24 protein-coding genes are annotated in these 26,380 nt (G+C 54.9%); 8 read left to right on the forward strand and 16 right to left on the reverse strand.

Translation table 11 applies throughout. The annotated features are described in order from the left end of the window. Nucleotides 1–3: 3 nt before the first annotated feature. From rsmG to KIS77_21675, 3 genes are all read right to left on the reverse strand, one after another. The gene (gene rsmG / locus KIS77_21665; GenBank protein ID MCW5924943.1) at nt 4–642 is read right to left on the reverse strand and encodes a 16S rRNA (guanine(527)-N(7))-methyltransferase RsmG; all 639 of its coding nucleotides are present in this window, start codon (nt 640–642) and stop codon (nt 4–6) included. 8 nt (nt 643–650) lie between these two features. Continuing rightward, entirely contained in the window at nt 651–1,721 is a 1,071-nt protein-coding gene (locus tag KIS77_21670) for a hypothetical protein (GenBank protein ID MCW5924944.1), read from the reverse strand. 170 nt (nt 1,722–1,891) lie between these two features. After that, nucleotides 1,892–2,335 carry an Hsp20/alpha crystallin family protein gene (locus KIS77_21675; GenBank protein MCW5924945.1) on the reverse strand — a complete coding sequence of 148 codons (444 nt, stop codon included), beginning with the start codon at nt 2,333–2,335 and terminating at the stop codon, nt 1,892–1,894. Between the two features lie 320 nt (nt 2,336–2,655). On the opposite strand from KIS77_21675, the gene KIS77_21680 reads away from it, so the two are divergent. From KIS77_21680 to KIS77_21695, 4 genes are all read left to right on the forward strand, one after another. Further along, entirely contained in the window at nt 2,656–3,447 is a 792-nt protein-coding gene (locus tag KIS77_21680) for a hypothetical protein (GenBank protein ID MCW5924946.1), read from the forward strand. A gap of 114 nt (nt 3,448–3,561) precedes the next feature. Beyond that, nucleotides 3,562–5,274 carry an amidohydrolase gene (locus KIS77_21685; GenBank protein ID MCW5924947.1) on the forward strand — a complete coding sequence of 571 codons (1,713 nt, stop codon included), beginning with the start codon at nt 3,562–3,564 and terminating at the stop codon, nt 5,272–5,274. Between the two features lie 63 nt (nt 5,275–5,337). Continuing rightward, nucleotides 5,338–6,477, forward strand: a complete 1,140-nt coding sequence (locus tag KIS77_21690; GenBank protein MCW5924948.1) for a DUF5009 domain-containing protein — start codon at nt 5,338–5,340, stop codon at nt 6,475–6,477. A gap of 69 nt (nt 6,478–6,546) precedes the next feature. Further along, nucleotides 6,547–7,593 carry an LD-carboxypeptidase gene (locus KIS77_21695; GenBank protein ID MCW5924949.1) on the forward strand — a complete coding sequence of 349 codons (1,047 nt, stop codon included), beginning with the start codon at nt 6,547–6,549 and terminating at the stop codon, nt 7,591–7,593. A 16-nt stretch (nt 7,594–7,609) separates the two neighbouring features. Here KIS77_21695 and paaC read toward each other — a convergent pair whose 3' ends face one another. Together paaC and paaB are read right to left on the reverse strand one after the other, a co-directional pair. Next, nucleotides 7,610–8,353 carry a phenylacetate-CoA oxygenase subunit PaaC gene (paaC, locus tag KIS77_21700; protein ID MCW5924950.1) on the reverse strand — a complete coding sequence of 248 codons (744 nt, stop codon included), beginning with the start codon at nt 8,351–8,353 and terminating at the stop codon, nt 7,610–7,612. A gap of 13 nt (nt 8,354–8,366) precedes the next feature. Continuing rightward, nucleotides 8,367–8,645: a 1,2-phenylacetyl-CoA epoxidase subunit B gene (paaB, locus tag KIS77_21705; GenBank protein ID MCW5924951.1), complete on the reverse strand. Its 279-nt coding sequence runs from the start codon at nt 8,643–8,645 to the stop codon at nt 8,367–8,369. A 301-nt stretch (nt 8,646–8,946) separates the two neighbouring features. Between paaB and KIS77_21710 the strand changes: the two genes are divergently transcribed. The 4 genes from KIS77_21710 (at nt 8,947) to KIS77_21725 (ending at nt 17,512) form a co-directional block, all read left to right on the forward strand. After that, complete coding sequence (locus KIS77_21710; GenBank protein MCW5924952.1) at nt 8,947–9,843, forward strand: PorT family protein; 897 nt, start codon at nt 8,947–8,949, stop codon at nt 9,841–9,843. A gap of 268 nt (nt 9,844–10,111) precedes the next feature. After that, nucleotides 10,112–12,280 (forward strand): S46 family peptidase, encoded by a 2,169-nt coding sequence (locus KIS77_21715; protein ID MCW5924953.1) that lies wholly within the window; start codon nt 10,112–10,114, stop codon nt 12,278–12,280. Then, nucleotides 12,281–13,444, forward strand: coding sequence for a PLP-dependent transferase (locus KIS77_21720; GenBank protein ID MCW5924954.1), 1,164 nt, complete (start codon nt 12,281–12,283; stop codon nt 13,442–13,444). It begins immediately after the preceding gene. Nucleotides 13,445–13,777: 333 nt separating this feature from the next. Continuing rightward, entirely contained in the window at nt 13,778–17,512 is a 3,735-nt protein-coding gene (locus KIS77_21725; protein MCW5924955.1) for a DUF1080 domain-containing protein, read from the forward strand. 88 nt (nt 17,513–17,600) lie between these two features. Here the strand turns inward: KIS77_21725 and KIS77_21730 are convergent, their stop codons facing one another. The 11 genes from KIS77_21730 to KIS77_21780 form a co-directional block, all read right to left on the reverse strand. Continuing rightward, entirely contained in the window at nt 17,601–18,119 is a 519-nt protein-coding gene (locus tag KIS77_21730) for a YeeE/YedE family protein (GenBank protein ID MCW5924956.1), read from the reverse strand. A 3-nt stretch (nt 18,120–18,122) separates the two neighbouring features. Next, on the reverse strand, nt 18,123–18,686 hold the full coding sequence (locus KIS77_21735; GenBank protein MCW5924957.1) for a YeeE/YedE family protein: 564 nt from the start codon (nt 18,684–18,686) through the stop codon (nt 18,123–18,125). An 80-nt stretch (nt 18,687–18,766) separates the two neighbouring features. Next, a complete protein-coding gene (locus KIS77_21740) occupies nt 18,767–20,149 on the reverse strand; it encodes a hypothetical protein (GenBank protein MCW5924958.1) in 1,383 nt (460 codons plus the stop codon). An 81-nt stretch (nt 20,150–20,230) separates the two neighbouring features. After that, entirely contained in the window at nt 20,231–20,545 is a 315-nt protein-coding gene (locus tag KIS77_21745; GenBank protein MCW5924959.1) for a rhodanese-like domain-containing protein, read from the reverse strand. Nucleotides 20,546–20,816: 271 nt separating this feature from the next. Then, complete coding sequence (locus KIS77_21750; GenBank protein ID MCW5924960.1) at nt 20,817–22,235, reverse strand: MBL fold metallo-hydrolase; 1,419 nt, start codon at nt 22,233–22,235, stop codon at nt 20,817–20,819. Between the two features lie 123 nt (nt 22,236–22,358). Next, complete coding sequence (locus tag KIS77_21755; protein MCW5924961.1) at nt 22,359–22,838, reverse strand: DNA starvation/stationary phase protection protein; 480 nt, start codon at nt 22,836–22,838, stop codon at nt 22,359–22,361. Between the two features lie 78 nt (nt 22,839–22,916). Next, nucleotides 22,917–23,720 carry a sulfite exporter TauE/SafE family protein gene (locus tag KIS77_21760; protein MCW5924962.1) on the reverse strand — a complete coding sequence of 268 codons (804 nt, stop codon included), beginning with the start codon at nt 23,718–23,720 and terminating at the stop codon, nt 22,917–22,919. Nucleotides 23,721–23,753: 33 nt separating this feature from the next. Continuing rightward, nucleotides 23,754–23,966: a DUF2892 domain-containing protein gene (locus tag KIS77_21765; GenBank protein ID MCW5924963.1), complete on the reverse strand. Its 213-nt coding sequence runs from the start codon at nt 23,964–23,966 to the stop codon at nt 23,754–23,756. A gap of 191 nt (nt 23,967–24,157) precedes the next feature. Next, nucleotides 24,158–24,754 (reverse strand): Crp/Fnr family transcriptional regulator, encoded by a 597-nt coding sequence (locus tag KIS77_21770; GenBank protein ID MCW5924964.1) that lies wholly within the window; start codon nt 24,752–24,754, stop codon nt 24,158–24,160. A 49-nt stretch (nt 24,755–24,803) separates the two neighbouring features. Continuing rightward, complete coding sequence (locus KIS77_21775; GenBank protein ID MCW5924965.1) at nt 24,804–25,250, reverse strand: DsrE family protein; 447 nt, start codon at nt 25,248–25,250, stop codon at nt 24,804–24,806. A gap of 38 nt (nt 25,251–25,288) precedes the next feature. Continuing rightward, on the reverse strand, nt 25,289–26,314 hold the full coding sequence (locus KIS77_21780; protein MCW5924966.1) for a c-type cytochrome: 1,026 nt from the start codon (nt 26,312–26,314) through the stop codon (nt 25,289–25,291). Between the last annotated feature and the right edge of the window lie 66 nt (nt 26,315–26,380).

Raw genomic sequence — 26,380 nt, forward strand, 5'->3', positions numbered from 1 at the left:
CTTTCATCCCTGCACATACACCACGAATTTTTCATCGAAAAACGGCTCTTTGAAAAACTCCCGAATCGGAAAGACATCGGAGTAGGTCTCGCCTTTGCCTGGCAAAGCCTTTATTTCAGCCCGCAAATCGCCGCCTTTTAGAGCAATGATGCCGTTGGGGTAGGCGTGCGAATGTTTCTTTTTCAGCAGACGCTGGCTCCAGACCAACAATTTGTCGAGCGGAGCCACCCCCCGCGACAACACAAAATCGAACTGCCCATTCATTTTTAATTCCTCCACCCGTGCGTGTTGGGCAGTCACGTTTTTCAAGCCGAGCGCGTCGGCCACTTCCTGCACCACGCGGATTTTTTTGCCCGTGCCATCCACGAGGGTGAAATGCGTCTCGGGGAAAAAAATAGCCAACGGGATGCCCGGAAAACCACCGCCGGTGCCCAAGTCCAGCACTTTTGCGCCAGGCTTGAGTTGGATTGCCTTCGCAATCGCCAAGGAGTGCAGGATGTGGCGCTCTTCCAGATTCTCGATGTCTTGCCGCGAAATGACGTTGATTCGGGCGTTCCATTCCGTGTAGAGTGGCGCCAATTGCTCGAAACGAGCGCGTTGTTCGGGGGTTAGGTTAGGAAAATATCTGTTGAGCAATTCCATAGAGAGGGTCATTCGGAGAGGTGTTTCAACATTTTTTCGGCCTGCTCGCGTCGCATGGGGTCTTGTGCGTTGGAGCGTGCGCGATTCACGGCTCGAACAGCTTTGTCGCGCAAAAGCGGGTTGTTGGCAGCAGCCTGCACCAGTGCCAATGCCTGATACCAGTAAATATCTTCTCCAAACCGGTCCAAATCTTCGATTTTCGCAAAACACTCGAGTGCCAAACCCGGCCTTTGTTGCTCCACCGCGATAATGCCGATGTAATAGAGCGCGTCGGAATGACAGACAGTCAGCGAATCTTCCAGAATGTCGAACAGCACCGCCTGAGCAGACTTATAGTCCTTCACTTTGTAAAATTCATCCGCTTCGCGCAAAATAAGCTCGCACGCGTTGGGGCGAGCCGTCACCGAATCGTTGCCGCGCTCGGGGCCGTAGCGCGTGCGCACATCCGACATGATGCTTTCTGGCAGTTGGAAATGCTCGTCGTAGAGTTGAGCGGGGGTTTTGGAGCGGGTAAAATAAGACCAGACCAGCAAAGCGGCGGTCAGCAGGGCAAGCACGAGGAACAGGTTGCGGAATGATTTGCTTGGCGGCGTAGGCGCGGGTTTGGCGGCTTCTTGCCAGTGATGCTCGGCGATGCGCACCTTTTCCCAAAAGAGATAACCCGCCTCGTCGGCCCGCTCGCCTTTTTTCCAGTCGGATATTTTTTGCCGCGTGTCGCGCAATTCCTCCGAAGTGGGTACCGCGATACTTGCCTCCATTTCGTCAGCATTCGGCTCCACAGGCGAAGACGGCTGCCCATGCTCGTCGAGCCAATCCCTGTAATGCGCCGACGCGAGCGCCCTCAATTGGAGCGCAAAAGGCACATCGCCAGAGAGCTGCCCCAACCGGGCCAGTCGCGCCGCCTCCACGAGTGCCGCTTGAAAAAATGCAACCCCTTCCGATTCGCTTCCGCCCAAGTCGGCAATCGCCTGCACGACGAACGGGCGGCATTCGGGATAAAGCGCGTTCAGCACGTCTGTGTCAGCCTCGCGCAAGCCATTGATATATCGTTCGGTGGAAAAAAAATCGGAAGGAGCCACGGTCAAAAAATTTCGGTACAAACTTACATGATAATCGCCATTTGCATGGAAGGTGGGAAAAAACGGCGCAAAACCAAAAAAAAGAGCCAGGACATTGCTGCCCCGGCTCCATGAAAACACCTAAAACCCTATTAACTAACCTTATGAAAACAACTCTTTTTGGAAGAGGTTTAAGCGATTTGAATGGTTTTTACCACGGGCTTGGCTTCTTCTTTTTTGCCCAGCGTCACGCTCAACACTCCGTTTTCGTAAACAGCACCAATCGCGTCTTGGTTCACGGTCTTGGGCAATTTGAACGAACGCTGGAACGAAGTGGCCGAAAATTCGCGGCGCGTGTAGCGTTCGTTGCTCTCTTCGTTTTTAGTTTCGCGGCTGGCCGACAGGGTCAGGAAATCGTTTTCAACGTTGATGGAAAAGTCCTGCTTGTCGAAGCCCGGCGCGGCGAGTTCCAATTTGAACGACTCATCTGTTTCGATGATGTTCACCGCAGGCACATTGGGCAAATGGTCGCTGCCGATGAAATTGGAAATGCCTCGGTTGAAAAATTCGTCGAGGAAACCATTGAAGAGGGGTTTGGTTGAGGGAAGCGGCTGAAACTTTACGATGTTGGTCATTTTTTGACAATTTTTATGGTGAACGACTGTTTGAAAAGCAATTCGGGCGTTTTGAAAAACCCGATGTTTCAGCCTTTTTCAATCTACGTTCCAAACGGGAAAAATGGATTTTTTGGCAGCGAGCACTTTTTAAAATATGCCATTTTGACATTTTCGCTGTTGCCAAAATGCCAAAATGACACTAACAGAAATTGACTCAATTGGATAGCGCATCTATGAGATTTTCACTTCCAAGCTCCCCCACCCTTCCGCCCTTTGTCGGAAGAGGGGTCGGCACTGAAGCGGGCGCAAAGCCACGAATGGTGCAAAAAAACACCCTAATGCTCTTTGTGTCTTTTCTGACCCTAACAAACCTCCTTGCTCAATCCACCCCTGATTCGCTTCGCCTGCTCCAATCCTTGCCCGTCAAAGCCATATTTGCCGCCACCGACAACCTCGCCAACGTCTATATCATCACCCCCGACAACGCTATTGAAAAATACGCGCCCGACGGGCGGCGGTTGACGCGCTACTCCAACAACCGCCTTGGCCAAGCCACTCGGCTGGACGTGTCGAACCCCCTCAAAGTACTGGTCTGGTACGCCGATTTTCGCATGGCGCTATTCCTCGACCGAAGCCTGACCGACCTTGGCGAACTCAATCTCATCACTGCCGGATACCCCGAAGTGCGCACGGTGGCCGCCGCACAAGACGGCAATATGTGGCTCTACGACGAGGCCAATTTCCGCCTCGTGAAAATCACGCCGGAGGGAGAGCGGCGCTACGAAAGCCAGAGCATGAACCTGCTGGAAGCCACGCCCAACCGCCCTACTTGCATCCGGGAAGGCAGCGACCGCGTGTTTGTGGCCGACTCCTCGCAAGGAGTTTTTGTGTTCGACTGGTTCGCCCAATACGACCGCTTGTTTGCGCCGCAGCATCCGGTGCAAGATTTTCAGATGGTGGACAACCAGTTGCATTACCTCATCGGCAGCAAAATCGTGACCGAGCATCTGCGGCTGCGGCTGAGCCGGGAAGTGGCTCTTCCCGCGGCGCTATTGGAGGGTAAAAAAGTGATGTTGTCGCCGGGCAAATTGTTGGTCTTGGGCGAGACGGTAGAAGTGTGGGGGTATTAGGGTTGTTGCGGTGGGGGCCTTTGAGTGAAGGGAAAGGCCTCCAACGCAACAACTCTAATGAATCAACGGATTGACAGATATTTGCCCGCTATTCACCACTATCGCACTCGACGCATGACGCACTCCCTCCGCATATTCCCTCCGCTTTTCTCAACCCTTCTTTTTTTCGCCTGCTCCAACCAGCCCAAAACACCCGTCCCTGACCTTGTTTTGTTCAACGGCAATTTCTTCACCGCCGACTCGCTCCGCCCGCAAGCGACGGCGGTAGCCATTGGAGGCGACCGCATTTTAGCCGTCGGAACGGACGATGAAATAAAGAAACTGGCCAAACCCAGCACCACACTTGTTGATTTGGAGGGCGCATTCGCCATGCCGGGGTTCATCGAGGGGCATGGTCACTTCTCATCGTTGGGCAGGAGCCTGCTCAACCTGAACCTGCTAAACACCAAGAGCTGGCAAGAAATCACAGAACTCGTGGCCGAGAAAGCCCAAACTGCCCAAGCAGGCGACTGGCTCGAAGGCAGGGGCTGGCATCAGGAAAAATGGACCACCTCCCCCGGCACCACCGTGAACGGCTATCCCTACCACGACGCGCTCAGCGCCGCCGCACCCAACAATCCAGTGGTGCTGTATCACGCCAGCGGCCATGGGCTTATTGCCAACGAGCGGGCCATGCAACTGGCCGGCATCTCACGCGAAACCAGCGCCCCCGTCGGCGGTCGCATCGTGCGCGACGCCAAAGGCAATGCCGTGGGCGTGTTTGAGGAAAACGCGATGGATTTGATTGAAAAACCTTTTTCGGAGTGGAAAAACCGCCGCTCGGAGGCCGAGAAAGTAGCGGCCTTCGAAAAGGCCATCCAACTCGCCTCGGCGGAATGTTTGGCACGCGGCATCACCTCGTTTCAGGATGCGGGCAGCGATTTTTGGGAAATCGGCCAATACCGCCGCATGGCCGAGGCCAGCCAACTGCCGCTCCGCCTTTGGGCGATGATTAGCCAGCCCAAACCGTCGGACTTCTCCAAACTTGCCGGCTTCCCTCAAGTTGGCCTCGGCCAAGGGCATCTCACCGTCCGCGCCGTGAAGGCTTATCTGGATGGGGCGCTTGGCTCTTATGGGGCTTGGCTGCTGGCTCCCTATGCCGACAATCCTGCCTTGACGGGGCAAAACGTCACGCCCGTTGACAGCATCGCCGCCTTGGCCGCCGCCTGCAAGAAATACGGGCTTCAATGCTGCGTCCATGCTATCGGCGACCGCGCCAACCGCGAGGTGCTGAACATCTTTGAAGCCAACACTACACCCGACGGCGATTACAGATGGCGCATCGAGCACAGCCAACACATTGACCCACACGATATCCCGCGCTTTGGCCAACTGGGTGTCGTCGCCTCCGTGCAGGCCATTCATTGCACGAGCGACGCGCCTTTCGTGGTCAAACGCCTCGGCACGGAACGCGCCCGCTCCGGGGCCTACGCTTGGCGCAGCCTGCTCGACAGCGGCGCTCACCTTGCAAACGGCACCGACACGCCAGTGGAGGACGTGAACCCCTTGCCTTGCCTCTACGCCACCGTGACGCGCAGGCGCACAGACTCGGATATGGAATTTTTCCCGGCGCAAAAAATGACCCGCGAGGAAGCTTTGCTTTCCTACACGCTTTGGAATGCCTACGCGGCATTTGAAGAGAAAGAAAAAGGCTCTCTTGTGGCGGGCAAATACGCCGACATAGTGGTGCTTTCAAAAGATTTGCTTCGCTGCTCGCCGGAGGAAATTTTGCAAGCAAAAGTGCTGCGAACCATTGTGGGCGGAAAAACGCGATATAGCGCGCGTTGAATTTGATTGTGGCAAGTCAAGGTATAAAATTGCTACTTTTCGCCGCACAAATCGAACAAGAAAATGTCTGATGCCACTACTGCTCCCCGCTATCTCTCTGTTGATTTTTATCGCGGCCTCACCATCGCCTTCATGATTATCGTGAACACGCCGGGCACTTGGGAACATGTGTACGCGCCCTTGCGCCACGCGGTGTGGCACGGTTGCACGCCCACCGACTTGGTGTTTCCGTCGTTCATGTTCATCATAGGGGTCTCGATGTGGTTTTCCTTTGCAAAATTTGACCGCCAGTGGTCGCCTGCCGCCGGGCTGAAAATCTTGCGACGCACCGCGCTGATTTTTCTCATCGGTCTTTTGATGAACAATTTCCCGTTTTTTTGGAAAAACTGGGACTCGTGGCGCATCATGGGCGTGTTGCAGCGATTGGCGCTGGGCTATGGCGTGGCATCCGTGTTGGTGCTCACATTGCCTCGAAAGGCGTTGATGGTGGTCGCGGCGGGGATTCTGCTGCTCTATTGGGGCATTTTGAATTGGTTTGCGGCGCCGGGTGCCGACCCATACGGCGCGGAGGGGAGCGCCATTTTGCGGCTCGACGCATGGTTGTTCGGGGAGGCGCATCTGTACAGGGAAACCGTCGCGCCGGGGTTGCAGATTCCTTTCGACCCAGAGGGTTTGTTGAGCACCTTGCCTGCTGTCGTCACGGTGTTGTTGGGCTGGTGGAGCGGCGAGCTGATGAGCCGCCGTGCGGCACAAAAGGATTTGCTGGTGCGCGATTTGCTGGTCTTGGGGCTTATGGTGGGTTTTGCGGGGCTGGCTTGGGACTTGTTTTTTCCCATCAACAAAAAAATATGGTCGAGTTCATACGTCCTCTATGTGGGCGGCCTCTCGATGCTGCTGCTTGCGTTGAGCGTGTGGCTCATTGACATTCGCGGCTGGCGCAATGGGCCGGGTTTCTTTCTTGCTTTTGGTGCCAATCCGCTGTTTGCTTATATTTTTTCAGAGGTGTTGGTCATCAGCCTTTACGACATCAGTTGGGGGACTGGCGAAAACGCGACCAACGCGCAGGCTTGGATTTACGACACGCTTTTCAGGCCTATCGAAGGGGCGGAGTTCAGTTCATTCCTCTTTGCCATTGTCTATACGGTGTTGTGCTGGCTGGTGTGCCGATGGCTGTATGTGCGCAAAATTTACATAAAAATATAGGAAGGCACGTCTTGCGCGAGCGCACGGATTTGCGCTGCAATGGGCACGGTCATTCTTCGTTCATCGTCCATGAAACGCCGCGATTTTTTCACCCAAACCGGTTTGGCAGGGTTGGCCGCCGGGCTTCCGCTTTCGTTGAAAATGGTTGAAAATGTTTTTTCCGAACACAGGGCTTTGCTCAAGCCGCTGCGATTGCGTGCAGGGGCCACGGTGGCGCTCATTGCGCCAGCCAGCCCATTCACGGAGGAAAAATGGCTGAAAGCCCGCCAGAATTTTGAGTTGTTGGGCTTCAAAATCAAGGAGGGGCAGCACCTTCACGCCCAACGCGGCTACCTTGCCGGAACGGACGAGCAGCGTCTTTCCGACTTGCACGGCGCTTTTGAAGACCCAGATGTGGATGCGGTTTGGTGCATTCGAGGCGGCTATGGCTGCACCCGACTGCTCCCCCAAATTGACTTTGAGCGGATTCGGAAAAACCCCAAGCCCTTTATCGGTTATTCCGATGTGACGGCGTTGCATCTGGCGATTCAGCAACGGACGGGCTTGGTGACATTTCACGGGCCTGTGGCAGCGGCGGATTTTCCCGAAAACACCTTGCAGCACTTTCGCGCCACACTCATGGAACCCGTGGCCAACTATGCGATAACAACCCCGAACACGTTGACCGAGCTGCCCGGCGATGAGTTTAGACCATTCGCGATTGCGCCCGGCAAGGCTCGTGGAAAATTGACGGGTGGCAATCTTTCGCTGTTGGCCGCCCTCACGGGCACACCTTTTTCGCCTGTTTTCAAAAACAAAATTGTCTTTCTCGAAGATGTGGGCGAGCAGCCTTACCGCATTGACCGCATATTGACCCAGTTGCTGCAAGCCACCGATTTGAGTGCGGCAGCCGGGATTGCCTTGGGTGTTTTTTCCGATTGCCAACCCAAGCCCTCATCGCCTTCCCTGACTTTGGAAGATATGTTGCGCGACCGTCTCGCTGGGCTGGGCATACCCGTGATTTATGGATTGCCTTTTGGCCATGTGCCACACCAAGCGACTTTCCCCTACAACGTTGAGGCGGAATTGAACGTGAGCGACGGCACATTGACGCTGCTCGAAGCGGGCGTGAATTGAGGGCGAGGGGACAATCTCACCACTCGTTCCCCGGGTACGTCCTTTGCAGGTGCTGCATTTCGGCAAGCATATAACCGAGGTACTCCGTGTGTCGGCCTTCTTTGCCCCCGCTTTGCATCCAGTTGTTGTCGGGTTTTGTCAGCGTTGCCTCTTCGAGTATCGCGTTCACTTTGGCCTCCCACAAGGGTTTTATTTTGGACAAATCCGGCGCGATGCCTGCTTCCGCCATGAGGCGGTCGGCCTCGCTGGGCGTGGTCAATTCGCCAGTGAACATCCAAAGAGCGTCCACGGCGGCCTGCATTTTTTGGTGGCTTGTCTCGGTGCCGTCGCCGAGGCGCACCATCCATTCGGAGGAGTAGCGGAGATGGTAGGTGGTTTCTTTGAGCGATTTTTCGGCGATGGCGGCGAGACGCTCGTCGCGGCTTTGGAGGAGCGCCTGATAGTTGTAAAAAGCGAAGGCATCGAAAAAAAACTGCCGTGCGATGGTGTATGCCCAATCGGTGTTGGGATATTCCACCAGCAGTGCGTTGTGGAATTGGTGCGCGTCGCGAAAGTAAGCGAGCGTATCTTCCGAACGGCCTTTGCCTTCGAGTTCGCCAGCATGGGTGAGGAGCATTCGGGCTTGGCCGAGCAGGTCGAGCGCGATGTTCGTCATGGCGATGTCCTGTTCGAGCACAGGGCCATGGCCGCACCATTCGCCGAGGCGCTGGGAGAGGATGAGTGCGTTGTCGCCAAGTTGGAGGAGATATTGGAAATGCATTCGATTGTGCCGATTACATGTGTTTCACCGCGTCGGGCAAGTCATAAAAAGTTGGGTGGCGGTATATTTTATCGTTGGCGGGGTCGAAAAAGGCTTCTGTGTCCTCGGTGGAGGCGTGGATATGCGCTGATTCGACGACCCAAATACTGATGCCCTCGTTGCGGCGCGTATAGACATCGCGGGCGTTTTCGAGGGCCATTTGCGCATCGGCAGCGTGGAGGCTACCGACGTGTTTGTGGCTCAGCCCTTGTTTCGAGCGAATGAAAACTTCCCAAAGTGGCCAATCTTTCATAAAAATGGTGTGTGGTGTTGAAGCAGATGGCGTCAAAACGGGTCATCGTCCCGTTCCCTTTACAGGTGGCAAAGGTAGAAAAGTTACGACCTACGACCCGCGACTTGGATTGGTATTCTTTTGGGAGTTGGGGAAAGCCGTACTTTTGGCCGCATTACACTTCGTGTCGCCAAGTTTTCAGAGTATTTGAAGCCCTGGTTCGTTCAAAATCAGGTAGAGCAACCTCGAGTAGATGATAAATCTTGGCGAATCAAGGTGTATTTTTTTGCCAACTAGCAATGCTGAACACAAAACATTGAATATGAAATTGAGATACGCTCTTGCATTCCTGCTCGCTTTTTTTGTTTTTTCCTTAAATGCTCAAATCCGCTACGGGTTCAAGACTGGGCTGAATTTCGCCAAGTTCAACAGCCCTTCGGAGACCGACAATGCGGGGAACAGTTTGGAAAATTGGGACAACGTGACCGGTTTCCATGTCGGAGCCACTTTTGGCTACAACTTCACGGACAATTACAGCGTCCGCGCCGAATTTTTGTTCTCCAAACGCGGAGCCAAATACACCTTCGACGGGGAATCGTACAGGGTGTTTCGCTTTCCCAATGGTCAAACGCTGACCACTGGCAATTCGCGCTACCTGATTAATGTCAACAACTCCTACATTGACATCCCCGTCGTGTTTGTGGCGCGTTGGGGTAGTTTTGAACTGTCGGGCGGAGGCTACGCAGGCTTCTTGGTCGGCTCCACAGGCGACGGCTCGCTGCGTTATTCCGGCAAAACGGTACCGCTCGGCAATACCGTCGTGAACGCGGAAACCGGCGTGACGGAGCTGGTATGGAACCTCAGCCACAACTACCGCAAGGACAAAGCAGGGGCAGGGGAAGGCCCCGACGTCGTCATCGCAAGGGTGGATGCGCGCAACATAGAAACACCCGCTACCCTCGGCGCCTATTACGATTTCCCCGACACGCGAAAAGTGCTCTACAACACGCTCGACTATGGTTTGGTCGGCGGCCTTTCCTACTACCTGAGCAACTCGCTCTACATCGGCGCTCGCCTCCAGTACGGATTGGCCGACATCACCAACAACGCCGCCGACCTCTCGAAGACGCAAATCAACGTGAGCGATGGCACCCTGATTTTCCGCGACGACAAGGACAAGAATTTTATGATTCAGGCATCTGTGGGTTTTAGTTTCTAATGCGCCGCGATTTGGGACTTGCCACAAAGGCTCAAAGGCACAAAAGTTTATCAATCAATTTTTTGGGGACTATCCGGCGACCTCAATAAAATAGAACAACGATGTGCTTCCTCACTCATCCGGCAAACCGGGACGCTCAACCCAAAGTAAATTTGAATACTGATTCTTGGCAATCATTTGGTTTTTACTGCCGAGCACATCCCGCGCCCGGCGGTAGAAATCGAACCCATCGGCACAATCAAATCAGTCCAACCATTCGACTACACACATGAAAAAACTGCTCCTTTCCCTCCTGTTCGCCCCCAGCCTTCTCTTTGCGCAGGGCGGCATGTGGCTCCCCTCACTGCTCGAAAAACAAAACGAAAAAGAGATGAAATCGCTCGGCATGAAAATCAGCGCCGACGACATCTATTCGACCGTAAAACCGAGCCTCAAAGACGCGATATGCCAGTTTGGCGGCGGCTGCACGGGAGAGATGATTTCCGCCGAAGGGTTGCTGCTCACCAATCACCACTGCGGGTTCGGCGCCATACAGCGGCTTTCCTCCTTGGAAAAAAATTATGTGGAGGATGGTTATTGGGCCAAAAACCGCAGCGAGGAGCTGCCCGCGCCGGGCATCACGGCAATGTTCGTCAATCGAATAGAGGACGTGACCGCACTGGCGCTGATGGGTGTCACGGAAAGCATGGCGGAGGCTTCGCGCCAGTCGCAAATAGACAAAAACCTCGCGCAAATCCGCGTCAACACCAAAAAAGAGAAGTGGGAAGACATTCAGATTCGCCCCTTCTACAGCGGCAACCAATACTATTTGTTTGTCACCGAAACCTTCAAGGACGTGCGGTTTGTGGGAGCACCGCCAAGCAGCATCGGCAAGTTCGGCGCCGACACCGACAACTGGGTGTGGCCGCGTCACACCGGCGATTTTGCACTCTTCCGCGTGTATGCCGACACCGCCAACCGCCCGGCGGACTACTCGCCCAACAATGTGCCTTTTCGCCCCAAAAAATTCCTCGCCATCTCGCTCGATGGCGTGGACGACGGCGACTTCACCATGGTTTTTGGCTTTCCCGGTCGCACCGACGAATACTTGCCGGAGGCCGCCGTGCGCCAAACCGCCGAAGTGCTCAACCCCGCCCGCGTCAATGTGCGCGACCGCGCCCTGAAAATCATGGACGGCTTCATGCGCGACGACCCCGCGGTGAAAATCGCCTACATCGCCCGACAATCCAGCATCTCCAACGCTTGGAAAAAGTGGCTTGGCGAAATGCAGGGGCTGCTCAAATATGGCGCATTGGAGAAAAAACGCGACTACGAGACCGAATTCACGCGCCGCATCGAGCAAAAAGCCGATTGGAAATACAAGTACGGCAACCTGCTCCCGCGCTTGCGCCAACTCTATCAAGACATAGAACCCTACGCGTTGGCCCGCGACTACTACTTGGAAGCCTGTGTGCGCAACAACCAAATTCTCGGCCTCGCCGCCAGTCTGAATAGCTGGATTGAATCATACGGCAAAAACGGGGAGTCGTTTTTTGCCAACAAACAAAAAGAAGCCACCGCCGGGTTGGACGACTTTTTCAAAGACTACCACCCCAAAGTGGATGAGGCCGTATTTGCTGGCGTGCTCGAGATTTTTGGGGAAAATATGCGCGACGAATGGGGCGGCGCATTCGTGAAAATGGCCGCAAAACAAAACGGCAGCTACGCGGGCTTGGCCTCCAATATGTTCAAAAACAGCGTGCTGGCAAATCAAGATAAAATGAACGCCCTCCTAAACGAAAAGCCAGCCACCATCGCCGAGACCTTGAACAACGACCCGGCTTACGTTTTTTGGAAAACCTTGCAGGACAATTACGCCGCCAACGTGCAGCCCAAAATCCAAGAACTCCAACCCCAAATCAACACGCTCCAACGCCAATACATGGCCGCCCAATTGGAAGTGTTCAAAGAACGGCGCTTTTTCCCCGATGCCAACAGCACCCTCCGCGTCACCTATGGCAAAGTGGACGATTACTCACCCCGCGATGCCGTGACCTACAAGGAGCGCACCTATCTGGATGGAGTGATGGAAAAATATGTGCCGGGCGACTACGAGTTCGATGTGCCCAAAAAACTTGTCGAACTCTGGAAATCAAAAGACTATGGCCAATACGCCGATGCGCAAGGCCGGATGCCCGTCGCTTTCATCGCCACCAACCACACCACCGGCGGCAACTCTGGCAGCCCGGCATTGGATGCCAACGGCAATCTCGTGGGCCTCAACTTCGACCGCGTGTGGGAGGGCACCATGAGCGACCTGCACTACGACCCGGCCATCTGCCGGAACATCATGGTGGATGCTCGCTACATACTGTTCGTCATTGACAAATTCGGCGGCGCAAGCCACTTGGTGCGGGAGATGAAATTGGTGAAGGGGCAGAAAAAGAAGAAAAAATAAATGAATCTCAGCGACATTCTCACCCACCTCGGCGAAGACCGTGAGCAGTATTTCCATGCCGTCAGCCCCCCGGTCATCCAGACCAGCAATTTCGTTTTCCCAAACCTCTCGGCCTTCCGCGAGGCATTTTCGGACGAGCTCGAACACCACGTCTATACTCGCGGCAACAACCCCACCGTCGCCATTTTGCGAAAAAAACTCGCCGCGCTCGAAGGCACGGAAGATGCCCTTGTTTTTTCCAGCGGAGCAGGCGCGGTAGCGGCAGCAGTCATCAGCAACGTGAAAGCGGGCGACCACATCGTTTGCCAACAATCGCCCTACTCTTGGACGACGGCCCTGCTGACGAAATTCCTGCCGCGATTCGGCGTGGAGCACACTTTTGTGGATGGCACCGACACTCGAAACATCGAGGCAGCCATCAAGCCCAACACCCGCGTCCTTTATTTGGAAAGCCCCAACACCATGACCTTCGAGTGCCAGGATTTGGCAGCCTGCGCCACACTGGCGCGGCAGCACGGGCTGGTCTCCATCATTGACAACTCCTACTGCTCACCGCTCTACCAAAACCCCGCCGCATTCGGCATTGACATCGTCGTGCATTCAGGCACCAAATACCTTAATGGCCACTCCGATGTGGTGGTCGGCGTGCTCTGCGCAAGCAAGGCAATGGTGAAAAAAATCTTCGAGTCCGAACTAATGACCCTCGGCGGCATCCTCGGCCCACACGACGCGGCACTCGTGATTCGCGGGCTGCGCACGCTCCCGCTTCGCCTCCAACGCAGCGACGAATCAGCCAAATGGTTGATAGAAAAACTGGAAAGCCACCCAAAAGTGGAGCGAATCTGGTACCCGTTTCACCACAGTTTTCCCCAGCTCGAACTGGCCAAACGCCAGATGCGCGGCTGCGGCGGCTTGTTCTCCGTACAGTTCAAAACCGACACGATGGAAAAAATGGAAGCGTTCGTCCATCGGCTGGAGCGCTTCCTGATGGCCGTGAGCTGGGGCGGCCACGAATCGCTCATCATCCCAACGATTGGGTTCTACAACGTGCCGGCACGCGCCGCCAACCCGCCCATACCCTGGACGTTTGCTCGATTCTACATCGGCTTGGAAGACCCCGCATGGCTATGGGAAGATTTGGAGCGAGCGATGGAGGCACTCTGACCGGGCAAAGACAAAACGGGCGTGGGGGGGGGGGGGGGGCCCCCCCCCCGCCCCCCCCGGGCAGATGAAACGCCCCGGGGGGGGTGGGTCTTTTTTTCCCCCCCCCCCCCCCCAACGCCCGTTTTTGTTCTCAAAAAGTCGTCACAGTGTTCACAAAAAATCTAACTCGAAAAACCGCCGAACACATACCTTAGCCGCCACCCTTTCCGAACATCACCACCACCTTATTCTTTTTTTACCGAAATAAATTTCGGCATTACGGCAAAAACACTCTTTTTGCGGTGTGACACTGTGCTGCCACTGCTTTTGACCATATTTCATTATTCAATCAAAATGACAAAAACTCGCACCCTCTTCCTGCTTATCCTACTTGCTTTGGCCGCGCTATGGTATCTCGCCAGCCGCAGCGACAACCGCTTCGCCAAAGCCGCCCAACGACCCAACGACCCCTGGGTGTTCCGCTCCGTGATTGACAATCAGCCTCGCATGATAACCTTTGCCTTGCACGACAATCTCTGGGTGGCCTATTCCACCGATTCCTGCTCCCTATACAAAGCTTGGAGCGGCAGCTGCGATTTCACCGGGGCGGTTTACAACATGCGGCACGGCCCACAACCCATGAGCATCGGCCCTTCGTGGTTCGAGAACAAATACCGTCAGCCTTGGACCGTCACCATAAGCGGCAGCGCCCAATCGCCGCGCACCGACTACAAAGGCCACCGCTACACCCGCAAGGGACAGGCGGAAATCATGTACGACCTCGTGTTGGCCGACGGCCAACGCATCCGCATCAACGAACGCCCGGAATATGTGGAGCGCGACCGCCAACGAGGATTTGAACGAACTTTCACCGTGGAAAACGCCCCTGCGGGCGCAAGTGTGGCACTCCGCACCAATGTCGCCTGCATCGCCGCCCCCGTCAACATTCAGACCGACGGCATCTGGAAACAAACAGCGATAGCGCCAATAGAAAACAAGCCCGACCATTTGCAGGCGCTCGAAGTGGAAGGCGAGCTGACCCTGAACACCAACAAGCCGACGCGCTTCACCGCCATGTTTGTCAGCACACCCCTCATCCCCAATCCTTTTGATGCCGAAAGGCTTGCCGAATCCGAGGCAACGGCAACCATTAGCCCAGGCGAACGCCTCATGGCGAAAAGCGACTGCCGCACTTGCCACAATGAGGCCGTGCAAACCGTAGGCCCCGGCTATGCGCAAATCGCCGAGCGTTACAAAAACACCCCTGAAAACGTGGAAATGCTGGCACAAAAAATCATCAAGGGAGGCTCTGGGGTATGGGGAGCAGCCGCCATGAGCGCCCACCCGGATGTGCAACCCGACGATGCGAAGGCGATGGTGGCCTACATCCTCTCGCTCGATGAAGGCGAAGACGACGGCGAAGGCGGAGCCTCCAACAAAAATCTGGCCGACATCCCTGCCGAAAAATGGCTGCGACCCGACGTGTCCGTCGGCGACCGCGACGTGATGCCGGGCCTCTCTGTCCGCTTGTTTCAGCTTTCCTTTTCGCCCCGCTCGCTCAAGGAAATTGATTTTGACAAAAAGCCAGATTTGGTGGCCATCGCCAACGTGGTGGATGCCGCCAACGATGGGTTCGGCCCATTCAAAGACAACTTTGCCCTCGTCGGCACAGGCTACCTGTTTCTGGACAAAGATGACAACATCCTATTCCAGCTCAGCAGCGACGACGGCAGCCGTATGTGGATTGACAATCAGCTCATCATTGACAACGACGGCACGCACGGCTTGGAACCCAAAGAAGCCGAAATCGCGCTCCGCGCCGGCTACCACCCCATTCGCATCGAGTATTTTCAAGGCGGCGGCGGACGCGGCATCACCCTCAAATGGGCGCGCTTCGGCAGCCCGGGACTAAAAGTAATCCCGGAGGCCAATTTCACTCACCGCCGCTCCGATGGACTCGCCGGGGCCGTCTCCATGAATGTCTCGAAGAATTTTCTGCCCGGCGACGTGGCGCCGCTCATGGACGTGCATCCTTCTTACGACCTCTTTCAGGCCCGTCCCGACGAGTTTCTCCCCAAAGTGGCAGGCATGGATTTTTTGCCCGATGGCCGCCTGCTCGTCTCCACATGGGATGCGATGGGCGCTGTTTATGTCTTGGAAAATGTGCAATCCGGCGACCCTAAGAAGATAAAATTGAAAATGATAGCCAAGGGGCTGGCAGAGCCTTTGGGTTTGAAAGTGGTGGGCAAAGACATTTTTGTGCTGCAAAAACAAGAGTTGACAAAGTTGATTGACCACAACGGCGACGACGTGATAGACGAATATCAATGTTTTGCCAAAGGCTGGAAAGCTTCGGCCAACTTCCACGAATTCGCCTTCGGCCTCGCTCACAAAGGCGACTACCTCTACGCCGCCCTCGCCACGGCGATTTTGCCCGGTGGCGCCAGCGCCCGCCCTCAAATCGCGGACAGAGGCAAGGTGGTGCAAATCAGCCTCAAAGACGGCAGCATCGAGTTCATCGCACGCGGGCTGCGCACACCCGATGGCATCGGCATCGGCCCCGACGGCGAGCTCTTCGTCACCGACAATCAGGGCGACTGGCTGCCCTCCTCCAAGCTCGTCCATGTGAAGCCCGGCGCCTTCTTCGGCTCTTATTCGGTGGATAGCACAGCCGTCGCCCAATTGCCCGTCCAACACCCCGTCGCGTGGCTGCCCCAAGATGAAATCGGCAACTCCCCCACGCAGCCCGCCGCGCTGAACGATGGCCCCTACCAAAACCAAATCATTTTTGGCGATGTGTGCTACGGTGGCCTCCAACGTGTTTTTATGGAAAAAATCAATGGCGAATATCAAGGCGCGGTGTTCAAATTCACGCAAGGACTTGAAGGCAGCACCCACCGCCTCGTGTGGGGGCCTGATGGTTCGCTCTACGTCGGCATGATTGGAAATCCCGGCAACTGGAGCCAACAAGGCAAACTTTGGTACGGATTGCAGCGCCTGAAATACAACGGTCAATCTGCTTTTGAAATGCTGGCCGTGCGAGCCAAGACGAACGGCGTGGAAATCGAATTCACCGAACCATTGCGCGAAGGCGACGGGTGGGACGTATCGCACTATCAAGTGCGACAATGGTGGTATAAGCCTACCGCCGACTACGGCGGCCCCAAAATGGACGAAAAGGCACTAACTGTCAATTCCGCCTCCGTCTCCGCCGACCGCAAAAAGGTGTTTTTGGAAATACCCGGCATCAAACCGCTCCATGTCGTCTACATTCGCCTGCTCAACCTGCCCCTCAGCGAACTCGAACATGAAATCTGGACAACCGAAGCTTGGTACACCATGAACGCCATCCCCTCCGACAACTACGGCACCGTAGTCAACCGCCCACCCTACTCACCACCTTCCGACAACACCTTGACAGACAAAGAAAAAGCCGCTGGGTGGCAATTGCTTTTCAACGGAAAAGACCTCGAAGGCTGGCACAACTACGGCAAAACCTCCATCGGCAAATCATGGGTCGTGCACGACAACGCCATCCACTTGGATGCCAAGCCCAACCCCGACGGAGGATGGCAGGCCGCCGACGGGGGCGACATCCTGACCGCCAGCGAGTACGAGAATTTTGAGCTGACCTTGGATTGGAAAATCGCCCCTTGTGGCAATTCGGGCATTATCTACCACGTCATCGAAGACCCGGCCAAATACGATTATGTCTGGAAAACAGGGCCTGAAATGCAAGTGCTCGACAACAGCTGCCACCCCGATGCCCGCATTCACAAGCATCGAGCAGGTGACTTGTACGACCTCATCGCCTGCAAATACGAAACCGTGAAACCCGCCGGCGAATGGAACCACGCCCGTCTCGTCAGCAAAAACGGCAAGGTCGAACACTGGCTCAACCACCGCAAAGTGGTGGAGATACAGATGTTTAAAAATGGAAAGCCTACCAAAGAATGGCTGGCACTCATAGAGGGCAGCAAGTTCCCTGCGCTATCAAGCGACTTTGGCCTTTCGTCCAAAGGAAAAATCTCCCTGCAAGACCACGGCGACCCCGTCTGGTTCAAAAACATCAAAATCAGGAAACTGTGAGGAAGCGCGTGGTAGGCAAAAAAAGTTGAGGTGTCGCGCAAGTCATTGAACATTGGTCATTGACTTGCGCGACACCTCAACCCCTCCATCAATGCGGCAATCGGTCGCGGAAATACCCATACACCCATGTGCCGGCAATGGCAGACAGAATGGTGACACTAATGGCCAAAGCACCCGTGCCAAGCGTGGCAAACAGGGGGCCGGGGCAAGCGCCCGTCAGCGCCCAGCCAAAGCCAAACAACAAGCCGCCGAAGATTTGGCCCTTGTTGAATTTTTTGTCTTGAAAAGTGATGGCTTCGCCGTGAATAGTCCGAACCTTGAATTTTTTGATGAGAAAAACCGACAACGCGCCCACTGCCACAGCGGTGCCGATGACCCCGTACATGTGGAACGACTGCAAGCGAAACATCTCCTGAATTCGGAACCAAGAAATAATCTCTGCCTTCACGAAGGTGATGCCAAACAGCACCCCCACAGCGGCGTATTTCAGATTGTGATACCACGGAAGCGACACGTCTGACTCGTTGACACACATGGTGTCCAACGAACGCACCTCATAGTCTGTCTCTGGGGAAATGGTGGTGGTATTGAAATTAGTTTGAGCCATTTTTTAGAGTTGCATGATGAAGGGTAAAATGAGATTGGCCATGATGAAACCACCCGCCATAAAACAGCAGGTGGCGACAAGAGAAGGCCATTGCAGGTTAGAAAGCCCCATGATGGCGTGACCACTGGTGCAGCCGCCCGCGTAGCGAGTGCCAAAGCCCACCAAAAAACCACCACCCACAAGCAGAATAAATCCCCGGAGCGTGAAAAGGCTGGGCCACGAAATCAGCTCGACGGGCACCATGCTGCTGAAATCGGTCATGCCGTAGCCGGCCAATTCTTCGGCCAACGCAGGCGCCACTTGCACCGGGTTGGGGTCAGCCAGCAGGGTGGAGGCGAGGAAAGCCCCGACGACGATGCCGCCGATAAAAAACAAATTCCACGCTTCTTTTTTCCAGTCGTACTTGAAAAACTTGACGTTTGAGGGGAAACAAGCGGCACAGATGTGGCGCAAGTTGGCTGAAATCCCAAAGTGTCGGTTGCCCAAAAGCAAGAGTGCCGGCACGGTGAGGCCTACAATGATACCTGCTGTGTACCAAGGCCAGGGGCGTTGCAATAGTTCGAGCATTTTTGTTCAAAAATTTAAAAGCAAAAATAGACAAGGTTATTTCTGGCAGTTTGTGACATTGGTCACAAAGCCAATTTTCTTCAAAAATGATAGTCGAGCACCAAGTTGAAAAGGGTCATGTCCACCTTGTTGAAAATCAAGCCCGGCTTTTCATAAGTGTTTCCCGTGCCGATTTTATGCACCACAAGCAATGTGCCTTCCAGCCCTTCCAGCATTTTGTGAAAATGATGCCGTATAGAGACATTCAGCTGAATGTAGGAAGGCATGGCGTATTTGTTCAAGCGAGCATTGAGCGCATCGGGCAAATCGTAGTAGCCTGCGCCCAAGGCATATTGCCAACCGTGACGCGTCGTCTCCGCATTCATGCTGAAGGCGTGCACATCGCCGAAACCCTCGTTGCGCTCGCGCGGCAGGAAGGTGTAGTGCGGGTCGCGGCCCCACTCGCGCGGCATCAAGTAGCGCCCCGACGGGGTGATGCGGGTGTAGTTGAGATTGAAGTGCCGATACTGCTCGCGCAGCCCCAGCCGCAGGCCAAACACTTCGGCATGGCCGCCCTTTTCAAAATAGGTCTTGGCGGGGTCTGGGTTGCCGCCGTCTCGCAAGGCATCTTGCCGGATACCCTGCGCCTTCGCATAGAGCGTTGCCCCATTTGCCAGTTTGTGTTCGGCGCTCAGTTCCAGCCAAGCGGTGTTGAATATATTTTCCGTGAAATGATTCCATGCTTGCAAACGCACGCCCTCGCTCAGTTGGGCCTCCATCGCTGCGATAAACACGCCCTTGCTTTCGAGATGGCCTCGATAGTCGGAACGCGAGCCGTCAGGATTGAAGCCGGATGGATAGACCCCAATAGACTCGCCTGTTTTGAACCATCGGACGGTGGAGCGCGGGGAAAATCCACTTAGCCACGCAGCATGCGCACGCCATTTTTCCTTCGGACCCGCCTCCACCCATATCCCTTGCGCCAACGTGGGGCGCATGCGCCCATCCTGAGGGTTGATGAAGGGGGTTTTGGGCACAAAGCGACCCACTGTGACACTGGCCAAGCTGCCTTTTTTCCAGCGCAAAAACAGCTCTTCCGTGCGGTCAAGGTCGGTGGTGTTGTGCGGGTTTTCAATGTCAAAAAGCCCAATTTCGTAGCGATTTGGCATCCCGGTGAGGCTATCGCGCAAGGCAAGGTCGGACGAAGCGAGGTTGAAAATCATGAAGCCCGATATGCCAGCCTCAAACCCCGCGATGGCAGGGGTGACGTAGCCCAACCCCACCCCTGCCGCCACGCCATAGTAGTCGGTCAGGCCGCCACTGTTGTCGGTAGCCATGCCAAACAGGCGAGCGTGTCCCGTAAACTTGCCACATCGCAGCAGGTTTTGCAAGCAGGCAGCAGAGTCGTCGGGAGGGTGAGGTGTTTGCGCCTTTAAGTCAAAAAAGGCGCTCAAAATGAGGAGGAGCAAAGCGAGCCTTTTCATGATGCTTCTTCGGTCGTGTGCATGGGGGTGGTCTATCGCAAGGCACCATAGACTGCCCCCATTGGCCAAAGGCTGGACGGTTTACGCAAGTTGCGTTTTGAGGCTATCCCAAGCGCCGCCATTGTACACCTCTACCCCGTTTTTACTCAGGATGTCGGCAGCAACCCCGCTGCGGTTGCCACTGCGACAGACGGTGATGATGGGGGCGTTTTTTGATTTCAATACGCTGACCTTAGCACCGATTTGGTCGAGTGGAATGTTGAGAGAGCCTTTGATGTGGCCGCTGTTGTACTCGGCAGGGGTGCGCACGTCCACGATGACGGCACCTTTTTGCATCAAGGCACGCACGTCGAAAGAGGCCTCGGCTGTGCCGAAGAGTTTGCTGAAAAATCCCATTGTTTGAAAAGGGGGAAGTTGAGTGAAAGTTGATGAAGGTTGATGAGGGTTGATGAGGGTTGATAAGGGTTGATGAAGGTTGATGAGGGTTGATGAGGGTTGATGAGGGTTGATGAGGGTTGATAAGGGTTGATGAGGGTTGATAAGGGTTGATGAGGGTTGATGAGGGTTGATGAGGGTTGATGAAGGTTGATGAAGGTTGATGAAGGTTGATGAAGGTTGAAAATCAACTTGATATACCTTCATCAACCCTCATCAACATTTTTTAAAATCAGAGCATCGTGGTGGGGCATACATAGTCGCTCACCGGAACGTTGCCCGCCTCTTTGAGGGCTTTGAAACCGCCGCGCACGTCAATGAGATTGTCGTAGCCGCGTGCCCGAAGTATCGAGGCAAAAATCATGGAGCGGTATCCGCCCGCGCAATGCACGAAGTAGGTTTTCTTTTTGTCCACCTGTGCCATGCTGTCGTTGACGAAATCGAGCGGGGCGTTTTCGGCATCCATGACGTGTTCGCTGAAATACTCGCTGGCTTTGCGCACGTCCAGAATGTTTAGTTTTTCGCCGCGTTGGAGGCGTTCCCCAACTTCTTTGGCATCCACCCGCTCGATGGCATCGGTTTCCATGCCTGCTTTTTTCCAAGCATCGAACCCTCCGTCCAGATAGCCAATTACATAATCGTAGCCGACGCGAGCCAAGCGGGTGACGACTTCTTTTTCGCGGCCCGGCTCTGCGACGAGCAGGATTTCTTGGCGAATATCGGGGATGAGCGCACCTACCCACGGAGCAAAATTGCCGTCAATGCCGATGTTAATCGAGTTGGGCACAAATCCTTTGGAGAAGGTTTCGGCATCGCGGGTATCGAGCACGATGGCACCTGTCTCGTTGGCCGCGGTCTCGAAGGCACGCGGGCTGAGCGCATGAGAGCCGCGCTTGAGCACCTCGTCAATGCTGTCGTAGCCTTTTTTGTTGAGCATCACGTTGAGCGGGAAGTAGGCAGGCGGGGGCATGAGGCCCGTGGTCACCTCTTTCACGAATTCGGCTTCCGTCATGTCAGCGCGCAGGGCGTAGTTGGTGGCTTTCTGATGACCGAGGGTATCGAAAGTCTCCTTGCTCATGTTTTTGCCACATGCAGAGCCGGCACCGTGCGCAGGATAGACAATGACATCGTCGGGCAAGGTCATCACTTTTTCGCGCAGGGAGCGGAAGAGCGTGGCCGCGAGCTGCTCCTGCGTCATGTCGGCGGCTTTCTGCGCCAGGTCGGGGCGGCCCACATCGCCGATGAACAGGGTGTCGCCAGAGAAAAGGGCTTTTTCCTTGCCATTTTCGTCGAAGAGCAGGTAGCAGGTGCTCTCCATGGTGTGGCCGGGCGTGTGGAGCACTTTTATTTTCAGTTTGCCCAATTGAAAAATCTCGCCGTCGTGGGCGACGTGTGCATTGAAGTCGGGGTTTGCGGTGGGGCCATACACGATGGGCGCGCCTGTTTTTTGCGAAAGGTCCAAGTGACCGCTCACGAAATCGGCATGGAAGTGGGTCTCAAAAACGTACTTGATTTTCGCGCCGCTCTTGGCTGCGCGGTCAAGATAGGGTTGCACTTCGCGCAGGGGGTCGATCACGGCTGCTTCACCATTGCTTTCAATGTAGTAGGCTCCTTGTGCGAGGCAGCCAGTATAGATTTGTTCGAGAATCATGAGCGAATGATTTTATTTAGATAATTGCGAATGATGCCACAAAGGTAAATCCTGCAAGGGAGCGACTTCGGTGACAGGTGTTACAATGGGGGATGATTTTGAAAAAACGCGCGTCTGCGGGGCCTATTTTTTGCTGAGGAAGGCCGAGTACATCCACACCATTTTTTCCTGTGCGCGAATGTAATCGCTCATCAAGGCATTGGTGCCTTCGTCGCCGGCATCTGCGGAGAGCTGGAGCAACTCGCGCTGCAAGGTGATGATGACCTGAAATGAGTTGATGATATCCTCCACGGCTTTGGTGCCGTCCGACACTTGGCTGCTCTCCTTGATGAGCGAGATGCTTTTGTAGTCGGAATAGCGGTGATTGGGCGAGTGGCCCAGTGTCAGGATGCGTTCTGCCACTTCGTCAATCTTGAGCAACAAATCATTGTAAAGCTCTTCAAACTTCAAGTGCAGCTCAAAAAACTTCTCGCCCCGGATGTTCCAGTGATAGCCTCTCGTGTTTTGGTAGAAAATGGAATAGTTGGCCAGCAGCACGCTTAGTTTTTCTGCCAGATTTGCGGATTTCGCCACATCGAGGCCGATGGCATTCAACTTCTTCATAGATTTTTCCTTTGTTTGGTGCAAAAATAGCTTTTTATCAAGCAACACGCCCAGAAAGGATTGGTTTGGTTTTTTTGTTCAGGGAATAAAAATCTCTTTCACGATGATGTATATGCCCATCATCAACACAAACCAGCCGAAACCTATTTTGAGTTTTTTGGCAGAGACGCGCTTGCTCATGGCGTTGCCTACAAAAATGCCTGCGATGGCCAAGCCCGTCACCGTGAGCAGCAACATCCAGTCCATCGAGTAATGCCCCAAGTCGCCCGTGAAGCCCAACAGCGACTTCATCCCGATGATGAGCAACGAGGTGCCGACCGCCTCTTTCATCGGTAGTTTGGCCAGCAATACCAGTGCCGGGATGATGAGAAAACCACCTCCCGCACCGACCAAGCCTGTGAGCATACCCACCACCACGCCTTCGAGCAGGATGAGGGGATAATTGAAATGAAGTCCGTTGGTGCTGTCTGGTTCGTCCGTCTCGCCGTTTTTGCTGTGAATCATCGAAATAGAAGCGGCTACCATAAGCACCGCAAACAACAGCATCAGCAGAATAGACTTCGTCACTACGAAACCACCTACTGTGAAGACCTCTTGCGGAATGAGCGGCACCAACCAAGCCCGCGTGGCATAAACGGCAGCGATGGAGGGGATGCCAAAAATAATGGCGGTTTTTACGTTCACCACGCCATTGCGCCATTTGGGCACAGCTCCTACCAATGCAGTGGAGCCAACAATGAACAGCGAATAGGCGGTGGCCACCACTGGCTCCACCCCCATCAGATATACCAATACAGGGACGGTAAGGATAGACCCCCCGCCACCAATCAGCCCCAGCGAAACTCCAATAATCGCAGAAGCGACATAACCCAGCAATTCCATGTTAATTTATTTGGGAAGAAAAAAAGGTTAGCATTATTGGCGCTCGCTTGCCGGACAGGTATTCAGACCTGCTATCGCGTAAATAGGGCAAAAGCCTACCAGACTGGTCAGCACGAAGATGCCGCCGAGCGCCAGTAGCACATAGCCCACCATGCCGCCGACAACATTGGTGAAAAACAGCACAGCGAATAGTGCTGCCGCTATGAGACGGATGGTTTTGTCGAGCGAACCCATGTTCTTTTTCATGGCCAATAAAGTTTGTCAGTGTGAAAAAAAATGCGCCAACAAACCGACAAGGCTCGCCAACAGCAGGCATAAGAAGCAAACGAAAAGGAATTTGACCCACTTGGGTGCCGTGCGCTGCATTTAGCGGTTGACGGTTTGTTTTTGATACGGCAAAGTTGCGTCGCAGAGGCAGGCCATCTTTGTAACACTTGCTACACAAGCTCTATTTTCCCCCTAAAAAGTCGCACAGCCCCTGCCCGCTCCAATTTTTTCAGCACTCTTGATATGGCTTCGCGCGGGCTGCCGATTTCGTCGGCGATTTCTTGGTGGGTCACGGTGAGCAGGCGAGTCTCGAACAGCTTGGCCCTTTCCTCCAGCAAGTCCATGATGCGGTCGTCCAATTTTTTGAAATTGACCTTCGTGACGGCCTCCAACAACTCTTCATAGCGGGTTTGATAGAGTTTGAAAATGTATTCGGCCCAGGCGGGCGATTCGCGGATGAGGGCGGCGGCGCGTTCGGGGCGAATGAAGATGATTTCCGTCTCGTCCACCGTCACGGCGCGGACCTTGGAGGCGCTGCTGTTCAACGCGCCGAGGATGGACATGACGCAGCTCTCGCCGGGTTTGAGATAGTAAAGCAGGATTTCGTTGCCGTCGTCGTCTTCGCCCACTACTTTCACATGGCCGCGCAGCACGACGGGTATGTTGCGAATATATTTGTGAAAATCGAGCAACACTTGGCCGGGCGGCAGGACTTTGACTTCGTTTTCGGCGGCGAGGCGGCGCAACAAGGATGGGTCGGCAAGCATATTCGAGTAGAATGACGGAGAGTATATAGATGGTTTGGCTCGAACAAAATTAGAAACCCGCCTTGATATATGACCAACCATCTTCCTGCCGCTCCACGATGGCCGCGATGCCTACCGGCACAAAATCTGCCTCTGCCACGATTTGCGACTTTTCCAAGTTCTGCTGTTTCAAGGTATTCTCGCAAGCGATGAATTGGATGCCCTTGTTTTTCAGGGCGGTGATTTCGGGCTGCACGTTGGTCTTTTCTTTGAGCAGCATCCCGATGCCTTTGTTGTGTGCCACTACTTCGAGCTGAGCGCCCGGCCAATGGGCGAGCACGTTGTTCAACTGCCGCGTGAGGGCGCGGTAGGCAGCCGTGTCGGGCGTGGTGAGCTGGAACACGATGCGATGCTGCCGCTTTTCCGGCACGGTTGTGTTTTTTGGGGAAAAGGATAAGAAGTGAAACAGCGCAACGACGGCGCTGGCAGCGAGCAGGTATTTTGTCAAGTTGTTCATGGTTTGAAAAAAGTTGAAGTACATAGCACGAGAAGCGGCTATTTTGCTTGCTTCAACGCCGCAATTTTATCCTTAATTGGCTGAAACGGCCCAAACTTATGCTGTTTTTCCGAAAAACCGTCGGCGAAGGGGCCGAAGGGGTGGTCAACGGGTTTGCCGAGCAAATTCGGCCAGTCGGCGGAAATATCCATGCCGGGGCGCGGCTGCGAATTGACGAAGGCCGCCACGTCCCAACATTCTTCGTCGCTGAGTTGCGGGTTTTGATATGTGACCCCGAAGGGCATATTGTGTTTCACGTAGCCCGCGAAGCGCGACAGTCGGTACAGCCCCGCGCCGATGTTGTAGCTGTGCGCTCCCCACAGCGGCGGGTAGGCGTAGGTTTTGCCGTCGGGGGAGAGCAGTCCCTGCCCGTCGGGAGCGTGGCAACTGGCACATTTGGCGGCGTAAATTTCCTTGCCTTTGGCGGGGTCGGCGGCGCGCGTGAGGAATGGCAAGGCGACGATGCCAGTGCCGTTCGGCACCTCATTCTTTGGGACATCGCGGCCCAACCAGTTGATATACTGCATCATCGCTTGCATTTCGCGGCTGTCGGGCGGCAGGGTTTTCCCATTCAAGCTGCGCTCCATGCAGTCGCTCACCCGTTTGTAGAGGTCTTCCTCCGTACCGCTGCGCTCGCGGAATTTGGGGTAAGTGGAGGCCACCGCGCCGTAGTTGTTGCCCCAGGGGCGTGTGCCCGCGTCGAGGTGGCAATTCTGACAGTTCATGCCATTGGTGATATGCGCCACACTGCCTTTTGGCCCGAGGTAGGCGGCGGTGTTGGCGATGAGGTCGCGGCCATAGCGGATGAGGTCGCCTGTGTCGTTGGCAGGGGCGTAGTCGGCGTTTTTGCCTTGCCAGAGGGTGAGTTTTCGGGCGACGGCGAGGGTCATGCTGTCGGGCGTTTCGTGATTTTCAACGGAATACGGCGAGGGAGCGCCTTTGCTTTTGAACCAGTTTTCTGGCTCCCACTTGGGCCAACTGTCGGTCAGGCTGACGACGATGCCCAGAAACATGACGAGCGCCATGAGCACGTTCAGCGTCACTGAGAGGTTGAGGCTGCGGCGGAGTTGTTCGATGGTGTGTTGTTCGTG

The organism is Saprospiraceae bacterium (assembly GCA_026129545.1).
In the GTDB taxonomy this organism is placed as follows: Bacteria; Bacteroidota; Bacteroidia; order Chitinophagales; family Saprospiraceae; genus M3007.